Annotated in this window: 16 protein-coding genes; 13 read left to right on the top strand and 3 right to left on the bottom strand. The window is 64.6% G+C overall.

Going from position 1 to position 16,304, the window contains the following annotated elements:
- Positions 1 to 147: 147 nt before the first annotated feature.
- The 13 genes from rpsP (at position 148) to DDZ17_RS08285 (ending at position 12,877) form a co-directional block, all read left to right on the top strand.
- Positions 148 to 393 carry a 30S ribosomal protein S16 gene (gene rpsP / locus DDZ17_RS08345; RefSeq protein ID WP_116365710.1) on the top strand — a complete coding sequence of 82 codons (246 nt, stop codon included), beginning with the start codon at positions 148 to 150 and terminating at the stop codon, positions 391 to 393.
- 13 nt (positions 394 to 406) lie between these two features.
- Positions 407 to 949: a ribosome maturation factor RimM gene (gene rimM, locus DDZ17_RS08340; RefSeq protein WP_241505828.1), complete on the top strand. Its 543-nt coding sequence runs from the start codon at positions 407 to 409 to the stop codon at positions 947 to 949.
- 46 nt (positions 950 to 995) lie between these two features.
- On the top strand, positions 996 to 1,766 hold the full coding sequence (gene trmD / locus DDZ17_RS08335) for a tRNA (guanosine(37)-N1)-methyltransferase TrmD (protein WP_116365706.1): 771 nt from the start codon (positions 996 to 998) through the stop codon (positions 1,764 to 1,766).
- Between the two features lie 44 nt (positions 1,767 to 1,810).
- On the top strand, positions 1,811 to 2,167 hold the full coding sequence (gene rplS / locus DDZ17_RS08330; RefSeq protein ID WP_116365704.1) for a 50S ribosomal protein L19: 357 nt from the start codon (positions 1,811 to 1,813) through the stop codon (positions 2,165 to 2,167).
- A gap of 276 nt (positions 2,168 to 2,443) precedes the next feature.
- Positions 2,444 to 3,193 (top strand): DsbC family protein, encoded by a 750-nt coding sequence (locus tag DDZ17_RS08325; protein WP_116365702.1) that lies wholly within the window; start codon positions 2,444 to 2,446, stop codon positions 3,191 to 3,193.
- Between the two features lie 152 nt (positions 3,194 to 3,345).
- Positions 3,346 to 4,542 carry an alanine transaminase gene (gene alaC, locus DDZ17_RS08320; RefSeq protein WP_116365700.1) on the top strand — a complete coding sequence of 399 codons (1,197 nt, stop codon included), beginning with the start codon at positions 3,346 to 3,348 and terminating at the stop codon, positions 4,540 to 4,542.
- Positions 4,543 to 4,578: 36 nt separating this feature from the next.
- Positions 4,579 to 5,886: a homoserine dehydrogenase gene (locus DDZ17_RS08315; RefSeq protein ID WP_116365698.1), complete on the top strand. Its 1,308-nt coding sequence runs from the start codon at positions 4,579 to 4,581 to the stop codon at positions 5,884 to 5,886.
- Between the two features lie 41 nt (positions 5,887 to 5,927).
- Positions 5,928 to 7,325, top strand: a complete 1,398-nt coding sequence (thrC, locus tag DDZ17_RS08310; protein ID WP_116365696.1) for a threonine synthase — start codon at positions 5,928 to 5,930, stop codon at positions 7,323 to 7,325.
- 37 nt (positions 7,326 to 7,362) lie between these two features.
- The gene (gene recJ / locus DDZ17_RS08305; RefSeq protein WP_241505848.1) at positions 7,363 to 9,087 is read left to right on the top strand and encodes a single-stranded-DNA-specific exonuclease RecJ; all 1,725 of its coding nucleotides are present in this window, start codon (positions 7,363 to 7,365) and stop codon (positions 9,085 to 9,087) included.
- 55 nt (positions 9,088 to 9,142) lie between these two features.
- Positions 9,143 to 9,535 (top strand): Cu(I)-responsive transcriptional regulator, encoded by a 393-nt coding sequence (cueR, locus tag DDZ17_RS08300; protein ID WP_116365693.1) that lies wholly within the window; start codon positions 9,143 to 9,145, stop codon positions 9,533 to 9,535.
- 72 nt (positions 9,536 to 9,607) lie between these two features.
- Positions 9,608 to 10,706, top strand: a protein-coding gene (gene prfB / locus DDZ17_RS08295) for a peptide chain release factor 2 (protein WP_116365691.1) whose coding sequence is annotated in 2 segments (ribosomal slippage) — positions 9,608 to 9,682 and positions 9,684 to 10,706 — 1,098 coding nt in all. Because the reading frame shifts where the segments join, the coding sequence is not laid out codon by codon here.
- A gap of 12 nt (positions 10,707 to 10,718) precedes the next feature.
- Positions 10,719 to 12,206 carry a lysine--tRNA ligase gene (gene lysS, locus DDZ17_RS08290; RefSeq protein WP_116365689.1) on the top strand — a complete coding sequence of 496 codons (1,488 nt, stop codon included), beginning with the start codon at positions 10,719 to 10,721 and terminating at the stop codon, positions 12,204 to 12,206.
- Between the two features lie 59 nt (positions 12,207 to 12,265).
- Entirely contained in the window at positions 12,266 to 12,877 is a 612-nt protein-coding gene (locus tag DDZ17_RS08285; protein ID WP_241505827.1) for a hypothetical protein, read from the top strand.
- Here the strand turns inward: DDZ17_RS08285 and DDZ17_RS08280 are convergent.
- Genes DDZ17_RS08280 through DDZ17_RS08270 form a run of 3 tightly spaced genes read right to left on the bottom strand, consistent with a single transcriptional unit; the run spans position 12,828 to position 16,170 of the window.
- A complete protein-coding gene (locus DDZ17_RS08280; RefSeq protein ID WP_116365687.1) occupies positions 12,828 to 14,357 on the bottom strand; it encodes a sensor histidine kinase in 1,530 nt (509 codons plus the stop codon). The two genes, DDZ17_RS08285 and DDZ17_RS08280, sit on opposite strands and share 50 nt — an antisense overlap.
- A complete protein-coding gene (locus tag DDZ17_RS08275) occupies positions 14,354 to 14,728 on the bottom strand; it encodes a response regulator (RefSeq protein ID WP_116365686.1) in 375 nt (124 codons plus the stop codon). The genes DDZ17_RS08280 and DDZ17_RS08275 overlap by 4 nt, the downstream gene beginning before the upstream one ends.
- Positions 14,725 to 16,170: an adenylate/guanylate cyclase domain-containing protein gene (locus DDZ17_RS08270; RefSeq protein WP_241505826.1), complete on the bottom strand. Its 1,446-nt coding sequence runs from the start codon at positions 16,168 to 16,170 to the stop codon at positions 14,725 to 14,727. The genes DDZ17_RS08275 and DDZ17_RS08270 overlap by 4 nt, the downstream gene beginning before the upstream one ends.
- Between the last annotated feature and the right edge of the window lie 134 nt (positions 16,171 to 16,304).

Here is a 16,304-nt window from a genome sequence, read left to right as displayed (position 1 = left end):
GCTGCAAAATTTCCCTGAGAGGGGCTTTTACTAAAGTCCCTTTTTCCGTATGATACGCCACCTTTCCGGCCCCGGTGCCGGGTATACGCCGTGGAATTTTGGCCGGATAGCCCGAATTCCCCCTTATTTTTCAGGAATTTACGGAATATGGTAACTATTCGTTTGTCCCGTACCGGTGCCAAGAAGCGCCCCTTCTACCACCTGACTGTGAGCGACAGCCGCACTTCTCGCGACGGTCGCTTCATTGAGCGCGTGGGTTTCTTCAACCCGGTGGCTCGCGGCCAGGAAGAGCGCCTGCGCATCGACACCGACCGCGTTGAGTACTGGCGTGGCCAGGGCGCGCAGGTCTCTGAGCGCGTAGCCCGCCTGCTGAAGGAAAACGCCGCAGCCTGAGTTGGCTGGGCGCGTGAGTGAAGGCTTGGCCAGCGCGCTGCTGACAGTCGGCAAGATTACCGGCTGTTATGGCATCAAGGGCTGGGTCAAGATTCACGCCTACACCGACCCCCAGGAAAACTTCCTGAATTACCCGGGGTGGGTGTTGCGGCGTCGCGGGGCCGATGAGCCCATCGAGTTCGACGCCGGAAAGCGTCACGGCAAGGGCCTGGTTGCCCATATCCGCGGCGTTGATGACCGCACTGCCGCGGAGGGCTTTCGCGGCCTGGAAGTGGCGGTTGCCGCAGACAGTCTGCCGGTGCTGGAAGAGGGCGACTTCTACTGGCATCAGTTGGAAGGCCTGGCGGTGTGGTGCGCCACCGATGAGGGAGAGGTTCTGCTGGGCAGGGTCGACTACCTAATCGAGACCGGCGCCAACGATGTGCTGGTGGTGAAGGCCACCGATGACAGCATCGACGACAGGGAGCGCCTGATTCCCTACCTGCCCGGCGACGTGGTGACCCGGGTGGATGTAGAAACAGGCAGAATAACCGTGGACTGGTTCCTGGACGATTGACCGGGTGCCCAGTCCCGCCACGGATGAGCGCAGGGAGCGGGGCACAATGCATATTGCACTGGTAAGCCTGTTCCCGGAGATGTTCAGTGCAGTGACCGAGCACGGTGTGACCGGTCGGGCAGTGAAGCAGGGGCTGGTGGCAGTGAGCCACAGCAACCCGCGCGACTACACCGTGGACCGGCATCGCACGGTGGATGACAGGCCCTACGGCGGCGGCCCGGGCATGTTGATGAAGATAGACCCCTTGCAGCAGGCCATTGCCGCTGCAAGGGCGGTGGCGGAGCAGGGTGACAGGGGCAGGGCCCGTGTTATCTATCTCTCGCCCCAGGGCAGGCGCTTTGATCACCGCCGGGCGGTGGAACTGGCGCAGCAGGACGCCCTGATTCTGGTCGCCGGTCGCTACGAGGGCGTGGATGAGCGCCTGATAGAGACCGAGGTGGATGAAGAGCTCTCCATCGGCGACTACGTACTGAGTGGCGGCGAACTGGCCGCCATGGTGGTCATCGATGCGGTGACACGCCAGTTGCCCGGAGTGCTGGGCCACGAGGCCTCGGCGGAGGAGGATTCCTACGCCAACGGCCTGCTGGACTGCCCGCACTACACCCGGCCCGAGCAGTTTGCGGGCAGGGCAGTGCCGGAAATATTGCTCAGCGGGGATCACGAGAAGATCCGCCGCTGGCGCCTGAAGCAGGCACTGGGACGCACACTGGAGCGTCGCCCGGACCTGCTTAAGGGCAGGGCGATGACGCCCGAGGAAGAGGAACTACTGGCCCAGTACCGCGCAGAGCGGACGGCCGTTGATACCGGTTTTAATTGATCGCTAGCTGTGAAGCTACGAGTTTGATACGACAGGAGCGCACCATGAGCACCAACAAGATTATCTCTCAGCTGAACGCTGAACAGATGCAAAAAGAACTGCCTGAGTTCAGCCCGGGTGACACCGTGGTTGTGCAGGTGAAGGTAAAGGAAGGCAACCGCGAGCGTCTGCAGGCGTTTGAAGGCGTTGTTATCGGCAAGCGCAATCGCGGCCTGAACTCCGCGTTCACCGTGCGCAAAATCTCCCACGGTGTGGGCGTTGAGCGTACCTTCCAGACCTACAGCCCCCTGGTGGACAGCATCAGCGTCAAGCGTCGCGGCGACGTGCGCCAGGCCAAGCTGTACTACCTGCGCGAGCTGAGCGGCAAGGCGGCGCGCATCAAGGAAAAGCTGGCCAACTAAGCCGGTATCCAAAGCAGTATCTCAAGCGGCCCCTGTGGCCGCTTTTTCGTTGTGTGGCGGGGCAGCGTTTCGCCGGGCGACGCCGAGATTTTCCCAGTGCTTCGTATTACACTCTTTGCACTCTCGGTTCTTTTTTACTGGGCGCTGTTGCGGCGCCTTTTACCCCTCAACCCGGGCCTGAGCGCTGTGGCGCCGGCAGTGAGGAACTAATAAGCGATAGCGGGCTCAAAGCCTGCGCACTATGACAACCGCCTGTGGGCGAACAGGGGAACGACTATGACCTTACGAAAAATCGCCGCTTTTGTGGCCGCTGCCAGCACGCTGATTGCCGGTGGGGTCCAGGCGGGCGAGCCGGTGGACAAGGCGGTGGCCGACAAACTGCGCGCCACGATGGAAGTGCAGTCCACTGGACTCAGGATCGAGTCGGTTTCCACCAGCGAGCTGCCCGGCATGTACGAAGTGCAGTTCGCCAACGGCCCGCTGGTCTATGCCACCGCCAAGGGCGATTACTTTGTGGTGGGCGACCTGTTTACCGTCGGCCCCCAGGGCTATGTGAACCTGGCCGAGAAGCGCCGCGACAGCCTGCGCCTGGAGCGCCTGGCGGAGGTCAGCCCCGACGATATGATCATTTTTGCACCCGAGGGTGAGGCCCGGGCGCACATTACCGTGTTCACCGACGTCACCTGTTTTTACTGCCAGAAGCTGCACAAAGAGGTGCCGGAGCTGAACAAGCGCGGCGTGGAAGTGCGCTACCTGGCCTACCCGCGGGCCGGTATCGGCTCCCCGGGCTTTCGCCAACTGGCTAGCGCCTGGTGCGCCGACGACCCGCAGGACACCCTCACCAAGCTGAAAAACCGCGAAGCGGTGCCGGACAACGTCTGTACCGGTAACCCGATTGCCGCGGAGTACGCCCTGGGCCAGGAACTGGGGGTGCGCGGCACGCCGGCCATCATCACCCAGACCGGGCAGATGATCCCCGGCTACCAGAGTGCGGATGAACTGATGGTGACCCTGGGGCTCAAGTAAGGCCGGGCTGCGAGGCGTCGCGGCTCAAATAACTGGCTTTTGTCGCTATTGCCACCGGGCGCGTTGACAGCCCCCGGTGGACTCAGTACTGTTTCCCACCTTTTTTGACAACCCCGCCGCCTGAGGGCGGCATTCGATCGGACCCTGTCGACGTGGAAAGCCAGTTTCAGCGCATTCAGCGCCTGCCCCCCTATGTGTTCAATATTATCGGCGAGCTGAAGCAGAAGGCGCGCGCGGCGGGGGAGGACGTCATCGATTTTGGCATGGGCAACCCCGACCAGCCCACGCCGTCCCACATCGTCGACAAACTGGTGGAAACCGCCCGCCGCGGCGACACCCATCGCTACTCCCAGTCCAAGGGTATCCCCCGCCTGCGCAAGGCGATTTGCGACTGGTACCAGCGCCGCTATAGCGTGACGCTTGACCCCGCCAGCGAAGCCATTGTCACCCTTGGCTCGAAAGAGGGCCTGGCCCACCTGGCTTTGGCCACCACCGGCCCGGGCGATGCGATTCTGGTGCCGAACCCGGCCTATCCGATTCACCCCTACGGCTTTGTGATTTCCGGTGCCGACATTCGCCACGTGCCCATGGCCGACAGCGAACAGGCCTTCTTTGAAGAGCTGGAAAACGCCATTCGCAACAGCTGGCCCCGGCCCAAGATGCTGGTGCTGAGTTTTCCTTCCAACCCCACCGGCCACTGTGTGGAGTTGGACTTCTTCGAGAAGGTCGTGGCCATTGCCCGCGAGCACGAAATCTGGGTCGTGCACGACCTGGCCTATGCCGACCTGTGTTTCGATGGCTACGTGGCCCCCTCCATCCTGCAGGTGGAAGGCGCGCGGGACATCGCGGTTGAATTCTTCAGCATGTCCAAAAGCTACAACATGCCGGGCTGGCGGGTGGGCTTCTGCTGCGGCAACCCGGAGCTGGTGGGGGCCCTGGCGCGGATGAAGTCCTACCTCGATTACGGTATGTTCACCCCCATCCAGGTGGCGGCCATCGCCGCGCTGGAGGGTGATCAGAGCTGCGTTGCCGAGATCAACGCCATGTACAAATCGCGGCGTGACGTGCTGTGCGGCGGCTTGAACTCCGCCGGCTGGCCGGTGACCCCGCCCAAGGCCACCATGTTTGTGTGGGCGCAGTTGCCGGCGTTCTACCGCGAAATGGGCTCGCTGGAATTCAGCAAAAAACTGCTGGAAGAAGCCAAGGTGGCGGTATCGCCCGGTGTCGGCTTCGGTGAATACGGTGAAGGCTATGTACGCTTTGGCCTGATCGAGAACGAGCACCGCACCCGCCAGGCCATTCGCAATATCCGGCGCATGTTCAAGCAGGACGGCGCCATCCCGGCCTGATGGCCGGCCCTGTGATCACGAGTAAGTAGGTGTAGCTTGAAACCTGTAAAAATCGGCCTGTGTGGCCTGGGTACCGTCGGTGGCGGTACCTTCAATGTACTGCGTGAAAACGCCGCGGAAATCGCCGCCCGCGCCCAGGCGCCGCTGGAAGTGAGCCTGGTGGGCGCGCGTCGCGACAACCCCTTGTGCGACCTCAGCACCACTCGGGTCAGCCGCGATATCTTTGATGTCGCCCGCGACGAAGACGTGGACATTGTGGTGGAGCTGATCGGCGGCACCACCGTGGCGCGGGAGCTGGTGGAAACCGCTATCCGCAACGGCAAGCACATTGTCACCGCCAACAAGGCCCTGATTGCCGAGCATGGCAACGACATTTTCGCCCTGGCGGCAGAGCACGGCGTCGCCGTGCGCTACGAGGCGGCCGTGGCTGGTGGCATTCCCATCATCAAGGCCCTGCGCGAGGGCCTGGCGGGCAACCGCATTGAGTGGTTGGCGGGCATTATCAACGGCACCGGCAACTTCATTCTCAGCGAAATGCGCGACCACGGCCGCGAATTCTCCGACGTGCTGGCCGAGGCCCAGGCCCTGGGTTACGCCGAGGCCGACCCCACCTTTGACGTGGAGGGCATCGACGCCGCCCACAAGCTGGTGATTCTGGCCTCTTTGGCCTTTGGTATTCCCCTGCAGTTCGAGTCGGTGTACACCGAGGGCATCACCCGCCTGACGCCCCAGGACATGGACTATGCCGAGGAGCTTGGCTACCGGGTCAAGCACCTGGGGGTGGCCAAGCAGAGCGCCGCCGGTGTGGAGCTGCGCGTGCACCCCACATTGATCCCCAAAGAGCGCCTGCTGGCCAACGTCAACGGCGTCAAGAATGCCGTGCTGGTGGAAGGCAGCGCCGTGGGCCCGACCCTGTACTACGGTGCCGGCGCCGGCGCCGCGCCCACCGCCTCTGCGGTAGTGGCGGATCTGGTGGACCTAGCCCGGGATATCAGCGCCGAGCAGGAAAACCGCGTGCCGTCGCTGTCGGTGGCGGACGATGCCCTGCGCGACCTGCCCATTGTGCCCATGGCCGATGTGGTGACCCCCTGGTACCTGCGCATCGAGGCGGAAGACAAGCCAGGTGTACTGTCAAAAGTAGCCACCATACTCAGCGACCTCGGCATCAGCATCGAGGCCATTATCCAGAAGGCGCCGCCCCCCGGGGCCACCCGCGTGCCGGTGATTGTGCTCACCAGCCACGCCGCCCAGGGCAAGGTCGACGAGGCGGTAACACGCATGGAAGCCCTCGACAGCATCAGCAACAGTATTTCCCGTATCCGGGTGGAAGAGCTGGACGGTTGAGCCGGCCAGCGCCGACGCAGCGAACAAGACAGGTAGCAGACGTGAAGTACATCAGCACCCGGGGCCAGGCCCCCGCACTCAGTTTTGAAGAGGTCCTGCTGACGGGCCTGGCCAGCGACGGCGGCCTTTATGTGCCCGAATCCCTGCCCACCTTCAGCGCCAGTGAGCTGCGCGACATGGCCGCGCTGGATTACCCGGCGCTGGCGCTGCGCATTATCGAGCCCTTCGTGGCCGGCAGCATCCCGGCGGATGACCTCAAAGCCCTGATTGACGACACCTATGCCGAGTTCCGCCATAACGCGGTGGCGCCCATGGTGCAGATCGGCGCCAACCAGTGGGTGCTGGAACTGTTCCACGGCCCGACCCTGGCCTTCAAGGACTTCGCCCTGCAATTGCTCGGGCGCTTGCTTGACTACGTACTGGAGCGCCGCCACCAGAAGGTGGTGATTATGGGCGCCACCTCCGGTGACACCGGTTCCGCCGCCATCGAAGGCTGCAAGCGCTGCAAGAACATCGATATCTTCATCCTGCACCCGCACCAGCGGGTGTCGGACGTGCAGCGCCGGCAGATGACCACCGTGGTCGGCGACAACATCCACAACCTGGCGGTGCAGGGTAACTTCGACGACTGCCAGGCCATGGTCAAGGCGAGCTTTGCCGACAAGTCCTTCCTGCCGGCGGATCGCAGCCTGGTGGCGGTAAACTCCATCAACTGGGCGCGCATCATGGCCCAGATTGTGTACTACTTTTACGCCGGTCTCGCCCTGGGGGCGCCGGCTCGCTCGGTGGCATTTTCCGTGCCCACCGGCAACTTCGGCGACATCTTTGCAGGCTACCTGGCGCGCAACATGGGGCTGCCGGTGGAGCGCCTGATCATTGCCACCAACAGCAATGACGTACTGCACCGGGTGATGACCACCAGCACCTACGGCCGCCAGCCGCTGGAGCACACCCTGTCGCCGAGCATGGACATCACCGTATCCAGCAATTTTGAGCGCCTGTTGTTTGATCTCTACGACCGGGATGGCGCGGCCATCGCCGATTTGATGCAGCGCTTTGACAGTGGCGATATCCGCTTTTCCGACAGCGCCATGCAGCGCGCGGCGGGCCTGTTCAGCAGCCACCGGGTTTCCGACGACGAAACCTGCGCCCAGATTGCCGCCACCTGGCAGCAGTGCGAATACCTACTGGACCCGCACAGCGCCATTGGCGTCAACGCCGCGCTGAACGCCGGCCTGCCGGCGGCGGTGCCGGTGGTGACCCTGGCAACAGCCCATCCCGCCAAATTCCCCGACGCCGTGGCCAAGGCCGGCGTTACCCAGGCACCCAGCCTGCCCCTGCACCTGGCGGACCTGTTCGAGCGCCCGGAACGCTGCGAAGTCCTGCCCAATACCCTGGCGGATGTGCAGGGCTTTATGGCGGGCAACCTCAGCGCCTGAGAGGGTGAGTAGCGCCGCCAGTCGCGCCCAGCGCCAGATTCGCCGCCGCGCGCCGGGGGCGGACTTCAGCGCGCCGGGCCTGCACCCCCTGCTGGGGCGGGTCTATCGCAATCGCGGCGTGGCATCCGCCTGGGAGCTGGAGCTTGGCCTGGCCCACCTGCTGCCGCCCGCCGCCCTGCAGGGGGCCGAGGCCGCCGGCGCCCTGCTGGCGGATGCCATTGCCGCACGCAAAAAGCTGCTGATTGTGGGCGACTTCGACGCCGATGGCGCCACCAGCACCGCCCTGGCGGTGACAACCCTGCGCCGCTTCGGCGCCGCCTTTGTCGACTACCTGGTGCCCAACCGTTTCGACTACGGCTACGGCCTGACCCCGGAAATCGTCGAACTGGCGGCCCAGCGCCAGCCCGACCTGATCATCACCGTGGACAACGGCATCTCCAGCATCGAGGGCGTTGCCGCGGCGAGCGCCCACGGCATCGACACCCTGGTCACCGACCATCACCTGGCGGGCAGGGCGTTGCCGGCCGCGGCGGTTATCGTCAACCCCAACCAGCCAGGTTGCGGCTTCCCGAGCAAGGCGCTGGCGGGTGTTGGCGTGATCTTCTATGTGATGCTGGCGCTGCGGGCGGAACTGCGCCGGCGGGACTGGTTCACCCGCTGCGGCATGCGCGAGCCCAACATGGCAGAGGCGCTGGACCTGGTGGCGCTTGGCACCGTGGCCGACGTGGTGCCGCTGGATCACAACAACCGCATTCTGGTGGATGCCGGCCTCAGGCGCATTCGCGCCGGCGAGGCGCGCCCGGGTATTCTCGCCCTGCTGGAAGTGGCGGGCCGCCGTTACCACAATGTGGTGGCCTCGGACCTCGGCTTTGCCGCCGGGCCGCGCCTTAACGCCGCCGGGCGCCTGGACGACATGAGCATCGGTATTGAATGCCTGCTCAGCGAAGACGCCCACGCGGCCCGGCGCATCGCCGCCGAGTTGCACCAGCTCAACCAGGACCGGCGCACCATCGAGCGCGGCATGGAGCGCCAGGCCCTGGAGATGCTGGCGGCGCTGGACCTGGATGCCGGCGGCGAGCCGCCGCTGGCCATGACCCTGTTCGACCCCGACTGGCACCAGGGGGTGATCGGTATTCTCGCCTCGCGGGTAAAGGACAGGCTGCACCGGCCCACCATTGCCTTTGCCAACGCCGACGCGGCGGGGGCGGACATCAAGGGCTCTGCCCGCTCCATCCAGGGCATTCATATTCGCGATGTGCTGGACGCGGTGGCGACCCGCCACCCGGGGCTGATCAGCAAGTTCGGTGGCCACGCCATGGCCGCGGGCCTCAGCCTGCCCCGGGCCCATTACGAGGATTTCAGCCGGGCCTTCGTCGAGGAGGTGGCGCGCCACGCCAGCGCCGTGGATCTGCAGGCCATTGTGGAATCCGACGGCGAGCTGGCGCCGGCGGATTTTGACCTTGAGGCCGCCACCGCCCTGCGCTACGCCGGCCCCTGGGGGCAGCACTTTCCAGAGCCCCTGTTCGACGGCCACTTCCGGGTGGTGTCCCAGCGCATTGTGGGCGAGCGCCACTTGAAGCTGGTGCTGGGCCTGCCGGGCAGTGACTCGGTGGTGGACGCCATCGCCTTCAACGTGGATACCGAGCAGTGGCCGGATGCCACGGTGGATACCATCGAGGCCGCCTACCGCTTGGACGTCAACGAATTTCGCGGCCAGCACAATGTGCAGCTGGTGATCGAATTCCTGCAGCGCGCCCCTTGACCCTCCCGTAGCGGGAAGGTTTATCCTCTTGCTGCTACTGACTCTGGAGGGGCTTATGAATATCTCCCAGGCCGCCCGCGCCAGCGGCCTCAGCGCCAAAACCATCCGTTACTACGAGCAGATTGGCCTGGTAGTGCCGCCCCAGCGTGCCGACAACGGTTACCGCAAGTACCGCGCGGCCGATCTGGAAGAGCTGCAGTTCCTGTCCCGGGCCCGCCAGGTGGGCTTCGACCTAGACGAATGCCGCCAGCTGCTGGGGCTGCTGCGCGATCAGGGGCGCCACAGCGCCCAGGCCCGCGACCTGGTGCAGCAGAAGAGCCGCCAGGTGCGTGAGCGCATCGCCCAGCTGAAGGCCATGCAGCGCCAGCTGGACGATATGGCGCGGCGCTGCCGCGGTGACGACGGCCCCGACTGCGCCATTCTGGATGACCTCAGCGGGGCGGGTTGACGCCACGGCGCCCGTGCAGGCGGGCAGGGTTTTCAGGTAAACTGCGCGCCTTTTTTGACAGGAACCGCAACCATGGCTGAGATCAATCCGCTGCTGAACACCCTCAAGGACATCGAGGCACGCACTGACGTGCTTAGGGGGTATCTTTGACTTCGCCAATCGCAAAGACCGATTGGCAGAAGTTGAATTAGAACTGGCCGAGCCCAGCGTCTGGGACGACCCGGACCGGGCCCAGGAACTGGGCCGCGAGCGGGCCTCGCTGGAGGCCGTGGTGCACACCATCGAGCAGCTGGAAGGCGGCACCAGCGATGCCGCCGACCTGCTGGAGATGGCCGCGGCGGAAGACGACGAGGGCACAATTGCCGAAGTTGCCGCCGATATCGACAACCTGCTGAAATCGCTGGAGCAGTTGGAGTTCCGGCGCATGTTCAGCGGCGAGAACGACCCCAACAACGCCTTCCTGGACATCCAGGCCGGCTCCGGCGGCACCGAGGCCCAGGACTGGGCCGAGATGCTGCTGCGCATGTACCTGCGCTGGGGTGAGGCCCACGGCTTCAAAACCACGCTGGAGGAAGTCTCCGCTGGCGAGGTGGCCGGGGTGAAGAGCGCCACCATCCATTTTGCCGGGGAATACGCCTTCGGCTGGCTGCGCACCGAAACCGGCGTGCACCGCCTGGTGCGCAAGTCGCCCTTCGATTCCGGCAACCGACGCCACACCTCCTTCAGCTCGGTGTTCGTGTCGCCGGAAATCGACGACAACATCGAAATTGAAGTGGACAAGTCCCAGGTGCGTGAAGATACCTACCGGGCGTCGGGCGCCGGCGGGCAGCACGTCAACAAGACCGACTCCGCGGTGCGCCTGACCCACATCGAGAGCGGCATTGTGGTGGCCTGCCAGAGCGAGCGCTCGCAGCACCAGAACCGCGACAAGGCCTGGAAAATGCTGCGCGCGCGCCTGTACGAGCAGGAGATGCTCAAGCGCAGCGCCGAAAAGCAGGCCATGGAAGAGAGCAAGTCCGATATTGGCTGGGGCAGCCAGATTCGCTCCTACGTGCTGGACGATTCGCGCATCAAGGACCTGCGCACAGGGGTGCAGACCAGCAACTGCCAGTCGGTGCTGGATGGCGACCTGGACGACTTTATTGAAGCCTCGCTGAAAAGCGGGCTGTAAGGAACGACAAGCATGAGCAACGACACGCCGATCACCGAAGACGAGAACAAGCTCATCGCCGAGCGCCGCGCCAAGCTCGCGGCGGCCCGCGAGCAGGGCAACGCCTTCCCCAACGACTTCCGTCGCACCGCCGAGGCCGCTGAGTTGCAGCGCGAATACGGCGAGCGCGACAAGGCCGAACTGGAGTCGCTGGACGCCCACTACGCGGTGGCAGGCCGCCTGGTCCGCAATCGCGGCGCCTTCCTGCTGATTCAGGACGGCTCCGGCAGCATCCAGCTCTACGTTGACCGCAAGGGCCTGGACGAAGCGACCCTGGCGGCCATCAAGGGCTGGGACCTGGGCGACATCGTGTGCGCCAGCGGGCCGGTGCACAAATCCGGCAAGGGTGACCTTTACATCAACATGCGCGAAGCGCGCCTGCTGACCAAGGCTCTGCGCCCGCTGCCGGACAAATACCACGGCCTGGCGGACCAGGAGATGCGCTACCGCCAGCGCTATGTGGACCTGATTGTGAGCCCGGAGTCGCGCGCGGTTTTTCGCACCCGCTCGGCCATCATCACCTTTATCCGCGACTACCTGAACCGCCGCGCCTTCATGGAGGTGGAAACCCCCATGATGCAGGTGATTCCCGGCGGCGCCGCGGCCAGGCCCTTTGTGACCCACCACAACGCGCTGGATTTGGACATGTACCTGCGTATTTCGCCGGAGCTGTACCTCAAGCGCCTGGTGGTGGGCGGCTTCGAGCGGGTCTACGAGATCAACCGCAACTTCCGCAACGAGGGGCTGTCCACCCGGCACAACCCCGAATTCACCATGCTGGAGTTCTACTGGGCCTACGCCGACCACAACGACGCCATGAACCTGACCGAGGACATGCTGCGGGAGCTGGCGGCCACTTTGCTTGGCAGCACCACCGTGCACTACCAGGGCAGCGAATATGACTTTTCCAAGCCCTTTGCCCGCCTGAGCGTGTTCGATTCCATCCTGCACTACAACCCTGACATCAGCGCAGAGCAGCTCGCCGACGAGCAGGGCGCGCGGGCCATCGCCAAGGGCCTGGGCATTGCGCTCAAGGACTCCTGGGGCCTCGGCAAGGTGCAGATCGAAATTTTCGAGGAGACAGTGGAGCACCGCCTCGACCAGCCGACGTTTATCACCCACTACCCGACTGAAGTGTCGCCCCTGGCGCGGCGCAGCGATGCCGATCCTTTTGTTACCGACCGCTTTGAATTCTTCGTTGGCGGGCGTGAGATCGCCAACGGTTTTTCCGAGCTCAACGACGCCGAAGACCAGGCCGAACGCTTCCGCGCCCAGGTGGCCGAGAAAGACGCCGGCGACGAGGAGGCCATGCACTACGACGCCGACTACGTGCGCGCGCTGGAGTACGGCCTGCCGCCCACGGCGGGGGAGGGGATTGGCATCGATCGGCTGGTGATGCTGCTGACCGATTCGCCCTCGATTCGCGATGTGCTGCTGTTCCCGCACATGCGCCCCGAGTAGGCCAGTCACCGGCGGGAAAAGTGCTACACTGTGGCCACTTTCCAACCTGACCCAAGGCGATGCCGCAACTGATTTCGCGAACCCTTCCGATTGTCCTGTTGAGCGCGGGCCTGGCGGCCTGCGCGCCGGTGCCGGAGCAACCCGTCAGCGCGGCGGCGCCGACTGACGCGCAAACAGTGCCGGAGTTGACCCTCAACCTGCCGCAGCAGGCCGCCCCGGCGCCCTGCGACTGCGGTGGGAGCGAAGCGCAGGCCGCAACGCGCGACCAGACCTTTCTGGAGCGCGGCTACGACGCCCTATCCCGGGGGGATCACATCGAGGCGGTGAAGTACTTCCAGCGTTACCAGCGGCTGGAATCTTCGCCGGAAGCGGAGTGGGAAGCGGGCATTGGTATTGCCTTTGTCAGCATGGTGTCCAGCAGCCCCTTTCTGGACCCGGAGGCGTCGCGCAAGAGCTGGCGCCGCCTGAACAAGGAACTGACCCCGGACATGAAGGTGCATCCCACCAGCCTGATCATGCGCGATGCGCTGGAGTCCTTCGCCATGATGGACCGCCACATCTCGGAGCTGGAAAGCAATAACAGCATGCTGCAGGAAGACCTGCAGAAGCGCGAGGAAGCCCTCAAGCGGCTGCGCGAACTGACGCTGGGTCAGCGGGGAGCACGACAGTAAAGGTCGCCCCCTGGCCGGGCTGGCTGCGCACGCTGATCCCGCCCCCCATCAACTCGCTGTATTCCCGACACAAGGCCAGGCCGAGGCCGGTGCCACCGTAGTTGGCGCTGGTGGATGATTCCGCCTGCACAAAGGCCTCGAACACCCTTGCCTGCTGCTCGTCATCCATGCCGATGCCGGTGTCGCTGACCCCGAACTGGTACCAGCCTTCGCGCCCTTCCACCGGGGCGGCGCTGACACTGATGTCGCCGTTCTCGGTGAATTTGCAGGCGTTGCTGAGCAGATTGATGAATATCTGCCGGAATTTTGTGGCGTCGTTGTGCAGCAGCGGCAACTTGCCAAGGCCGGTGAGGCTGAGGGTGTTGTTGCGCTCTTTCAGCAGGGGCTGGATGGAGTCGCAGACCTGCTGCAGCACCTCCGCCGGGCTGAACTGCTCGCTGTGCAGGTCCATCTTGCCGGTTTCGATCTTGGACAAATCGAGAATGTCGTTGATCAGCGACAGCAGCTGCCGGCCGGACAGGACGATCTTGTCCAGGTCGCGTTGGAACTGCGCCCGGTCCACCTCGGTGTCGTCGTCCAGTTCGTCGTGCAGCATTTCGCTGTAGCCGATGATGGCGTTCAGCGGGGTGCGCAACTCGTGGCTGACATTGGCCAGGAAGATGCTCTTGGCGGCGTTGGCCTCGTCGGCATCCTCCTTGGCCTGGCGCACCTCGTAGATTGCCTTGCGCAACTTGTCGGCCATGTCGTTAAAGGCCTGGGCCAGGTCGCCTAGCTCGCCGCTGTCATCGATATTGTTGATGCGGTAGTTCAGCTCGCCGCTGCCAATGCGCTGGGTGCCGGTTTTCAGCCGCTTGAGGGAGCGGTTGGTGTAGCGCACCAGGAAAAAACCAAGGATGGCGGTGAGCAGGATGGAGCCGAGAAAGCCAATGACGGTAATGCGGTCGGTGAGGGCGATGGTGCGGTCGATCACGTTGGCCCGCTGCACCGAGATAAAGGCCTGGCGCTGTTCCAGCTCCTTCAGGCGCTGCACCGCCTCCAGGTAGGGGATGGGGTCGTCCATGTCCGCCTGGTAATTGGCGTCGTTGTAGTTGCGGTAGTAGGCCAGCCAGCTATCCAGCAGGTCGTCGCTGCTGTCCTTGAGCTTCTGGAAATGCAGCTGGGTGACTTCGTGGCTGAGTTCCCCCAGCTGGCTGACCTTGCCGCGAATGTCGGCAATGTCGGTCTCGGCCCGGGCCAGCTCCTGGGCCTCCAATGGCTCCCCGGTGGTTTCACGCAGGGTGGCCAGCACCAGAATCTGCTGGCGCTGGTTGTCCAGCTGCTGTTCCAGGTCGGTGGACAGGCGCGCCGCATTCACCGAGTTGCGGTAGGCGATCATGCTCTCGTTTCGCGCGTAGCTGCCCCAGAAGTGGGTGCCCACGTTGGCCGCAAACAGGATAAGGATGGCAAACAGCGACAGGGTCAGTCGGCGGCGAAGACTCATGCGCTGGCCAGTTTCTCGATTTTGGCCAGCAGGCCGGGGAAGTCGATGGGCTTGGTGGCGTAGTCGTCGCAGCCGGCGTCGATGGCGCTCTGGCGGTCGGCGTCCATGGCGTGGGCGGTGAGGGCGATGATGGGGATATCACACAGGCTCGCATCGGCGCGGGCGGTGCGCACCGCGGTCCAGCCGTCCATCACCGGCAGGTTCATGTCCATCAGCACCACCGCCGGCTGCTCCTCGGCCATCAGCCGCAGGGCTTCGGCCCCGTCGCCGGCGCTGATCACCGCGATGCCTGCGCGCTTCAGGCGGCGCACCAGCATGTCGCGGTTGAGTTCGTTGTCCTCCACCAGCAGGACGGGGCGCGCGGCGCTCATGGCGCATCCCCCTGCAGGCGATAGACTTCCACTTCCTGGTCGATGCCTTTCACTTTCAGGGTGAGGGGCTCGGCCACCCGGTAGTGGCCGTCGAGTTTGTCCAGGGTGCTGCGGGAGATCAGGGTTTCGCCGCCGGCGCAGTGGTCCTCGATGCGCGAGGTGACGTTCATCGGGTGGCCCACAAAGCCGTATTTGCTGCGCCGCTCGGAGCCGATATTGCCGGCAATGACCACGCCGGTATTGAGGGCGATGCCGGTTTCCACCTCGGGCAGCCCCTCGGCCCGGTTCTGGGCGTTGATGTCCGCCATGGCCGCCTGCATGGCCAGGGCGCAGCGCACGGCGCGGTCGGCGTCGTCCTCCCGTGCCAGTGGCGCGCCGAACACGGCCAGAATGGCATCGCCCAGGAATTCATCGATGGTGCCCTGGTGGGCCATGATGATGTCGGTCATGGTGCCCAGGTAGCGGTTGAGCATTTTCACCACCGCATCGGGGGGCAGCCGCTCGCTGAGGGTGGTGAAGCCGCGGATGTCGGACATCATGATGGTCACCTCCCGCAAATCGCCCCCCAGTTCCAGGCCTTCGGGGCGCTCCAGGATGTCGGTGACGATCTCGTCCGACAGGTAGCGGCCGAAAGTGGCGCGGATGAACTTCTCGTTGCGCTCCAGTTGCTGGCGGTAGAGTTCCTCGCGGTCGTGCCAGCGCTTGCGCTCGATGCCCGCCTTGATGCGGGCCTGCAGCAACACCGGGTTGAAGGGCTTGAACAGGTAGTCGTCGGCGCCCGCTTCAATGCATTCGATGATGTCCTCCATGTCCTGGTGGCCGGAGATAACAATGACCGGCGTGGCGCGCCAGTCTTCGTGCTCCTTGATGCGTCGCAGCACTTCGCGCCCGTCCATGCCCGGCATCACCAGATCCAGCAGCACCACGTCCACGTCGGCCTGCTCCAGGGTGCGCAGGGCTTCCTCGCCGCTGGCGGCGGTCACCACCAGGTGGCCGGAGCGTGACAGGTAGCGGGCCACCAGCTCGCGGTTTTCCTGGCGGTCGTCCACGGCCAGGATAAAGCCCGGCTCGGAAGTGACGCTGGCGCTGCGGCCACGGGAGGAGGTTTCGCCCCCGGCGTCGGCGGTCTGCACCGCCTTCAGCAGCCGGCTGAGGGAGTCGGACAGTTCGCCGTGGCTGGCTGCGAGGTCCTCCTGCAGCATTTCGGCGTAGCCGCGGATGGCGGCCAGCACGTTCATAAGCTCGTGGCGCGCCTCCCTGTCCTGCCCGGCGCCCAGGCAACGCTCCAGGCGCTCGCCGGCAATAAACAGCTTGCCGAAGTCCTCCTGCGCCATGTCGTTGAGGGTCGGGCCGTCGCGCTCATACAGGGCGCGCAGCTCTATCAACGTACGCAGGAGGGCATCGCTCCAGAGTATGGCGGCCTGTTGCAAAGTGCTGGTCACAGGGGGTTCGGGTCTGCTTGGGGGTGTGGGGCGAGTATAACGAGGGCCAGGGGAGTGTGGAAACGGCCAATTCATTCGTTACAGTAACAATGCGGCAACAACTGTGCCGCGTTTTGGACCCTACGGGTGCGCAT

This window comes from Parahaliea mediterranea, from assembly GCF_003402235.1.
Taxonomy (GTDB): Bacteria; Pseudomonadota; Gammaproteobacteria; order Pseudomonadales; family Halieaceae; genus Parahaliea; species Parahaliea mediterranea.
This window is presented reverse-complemented; position numbering and strand designations above follow the sequence as displayed.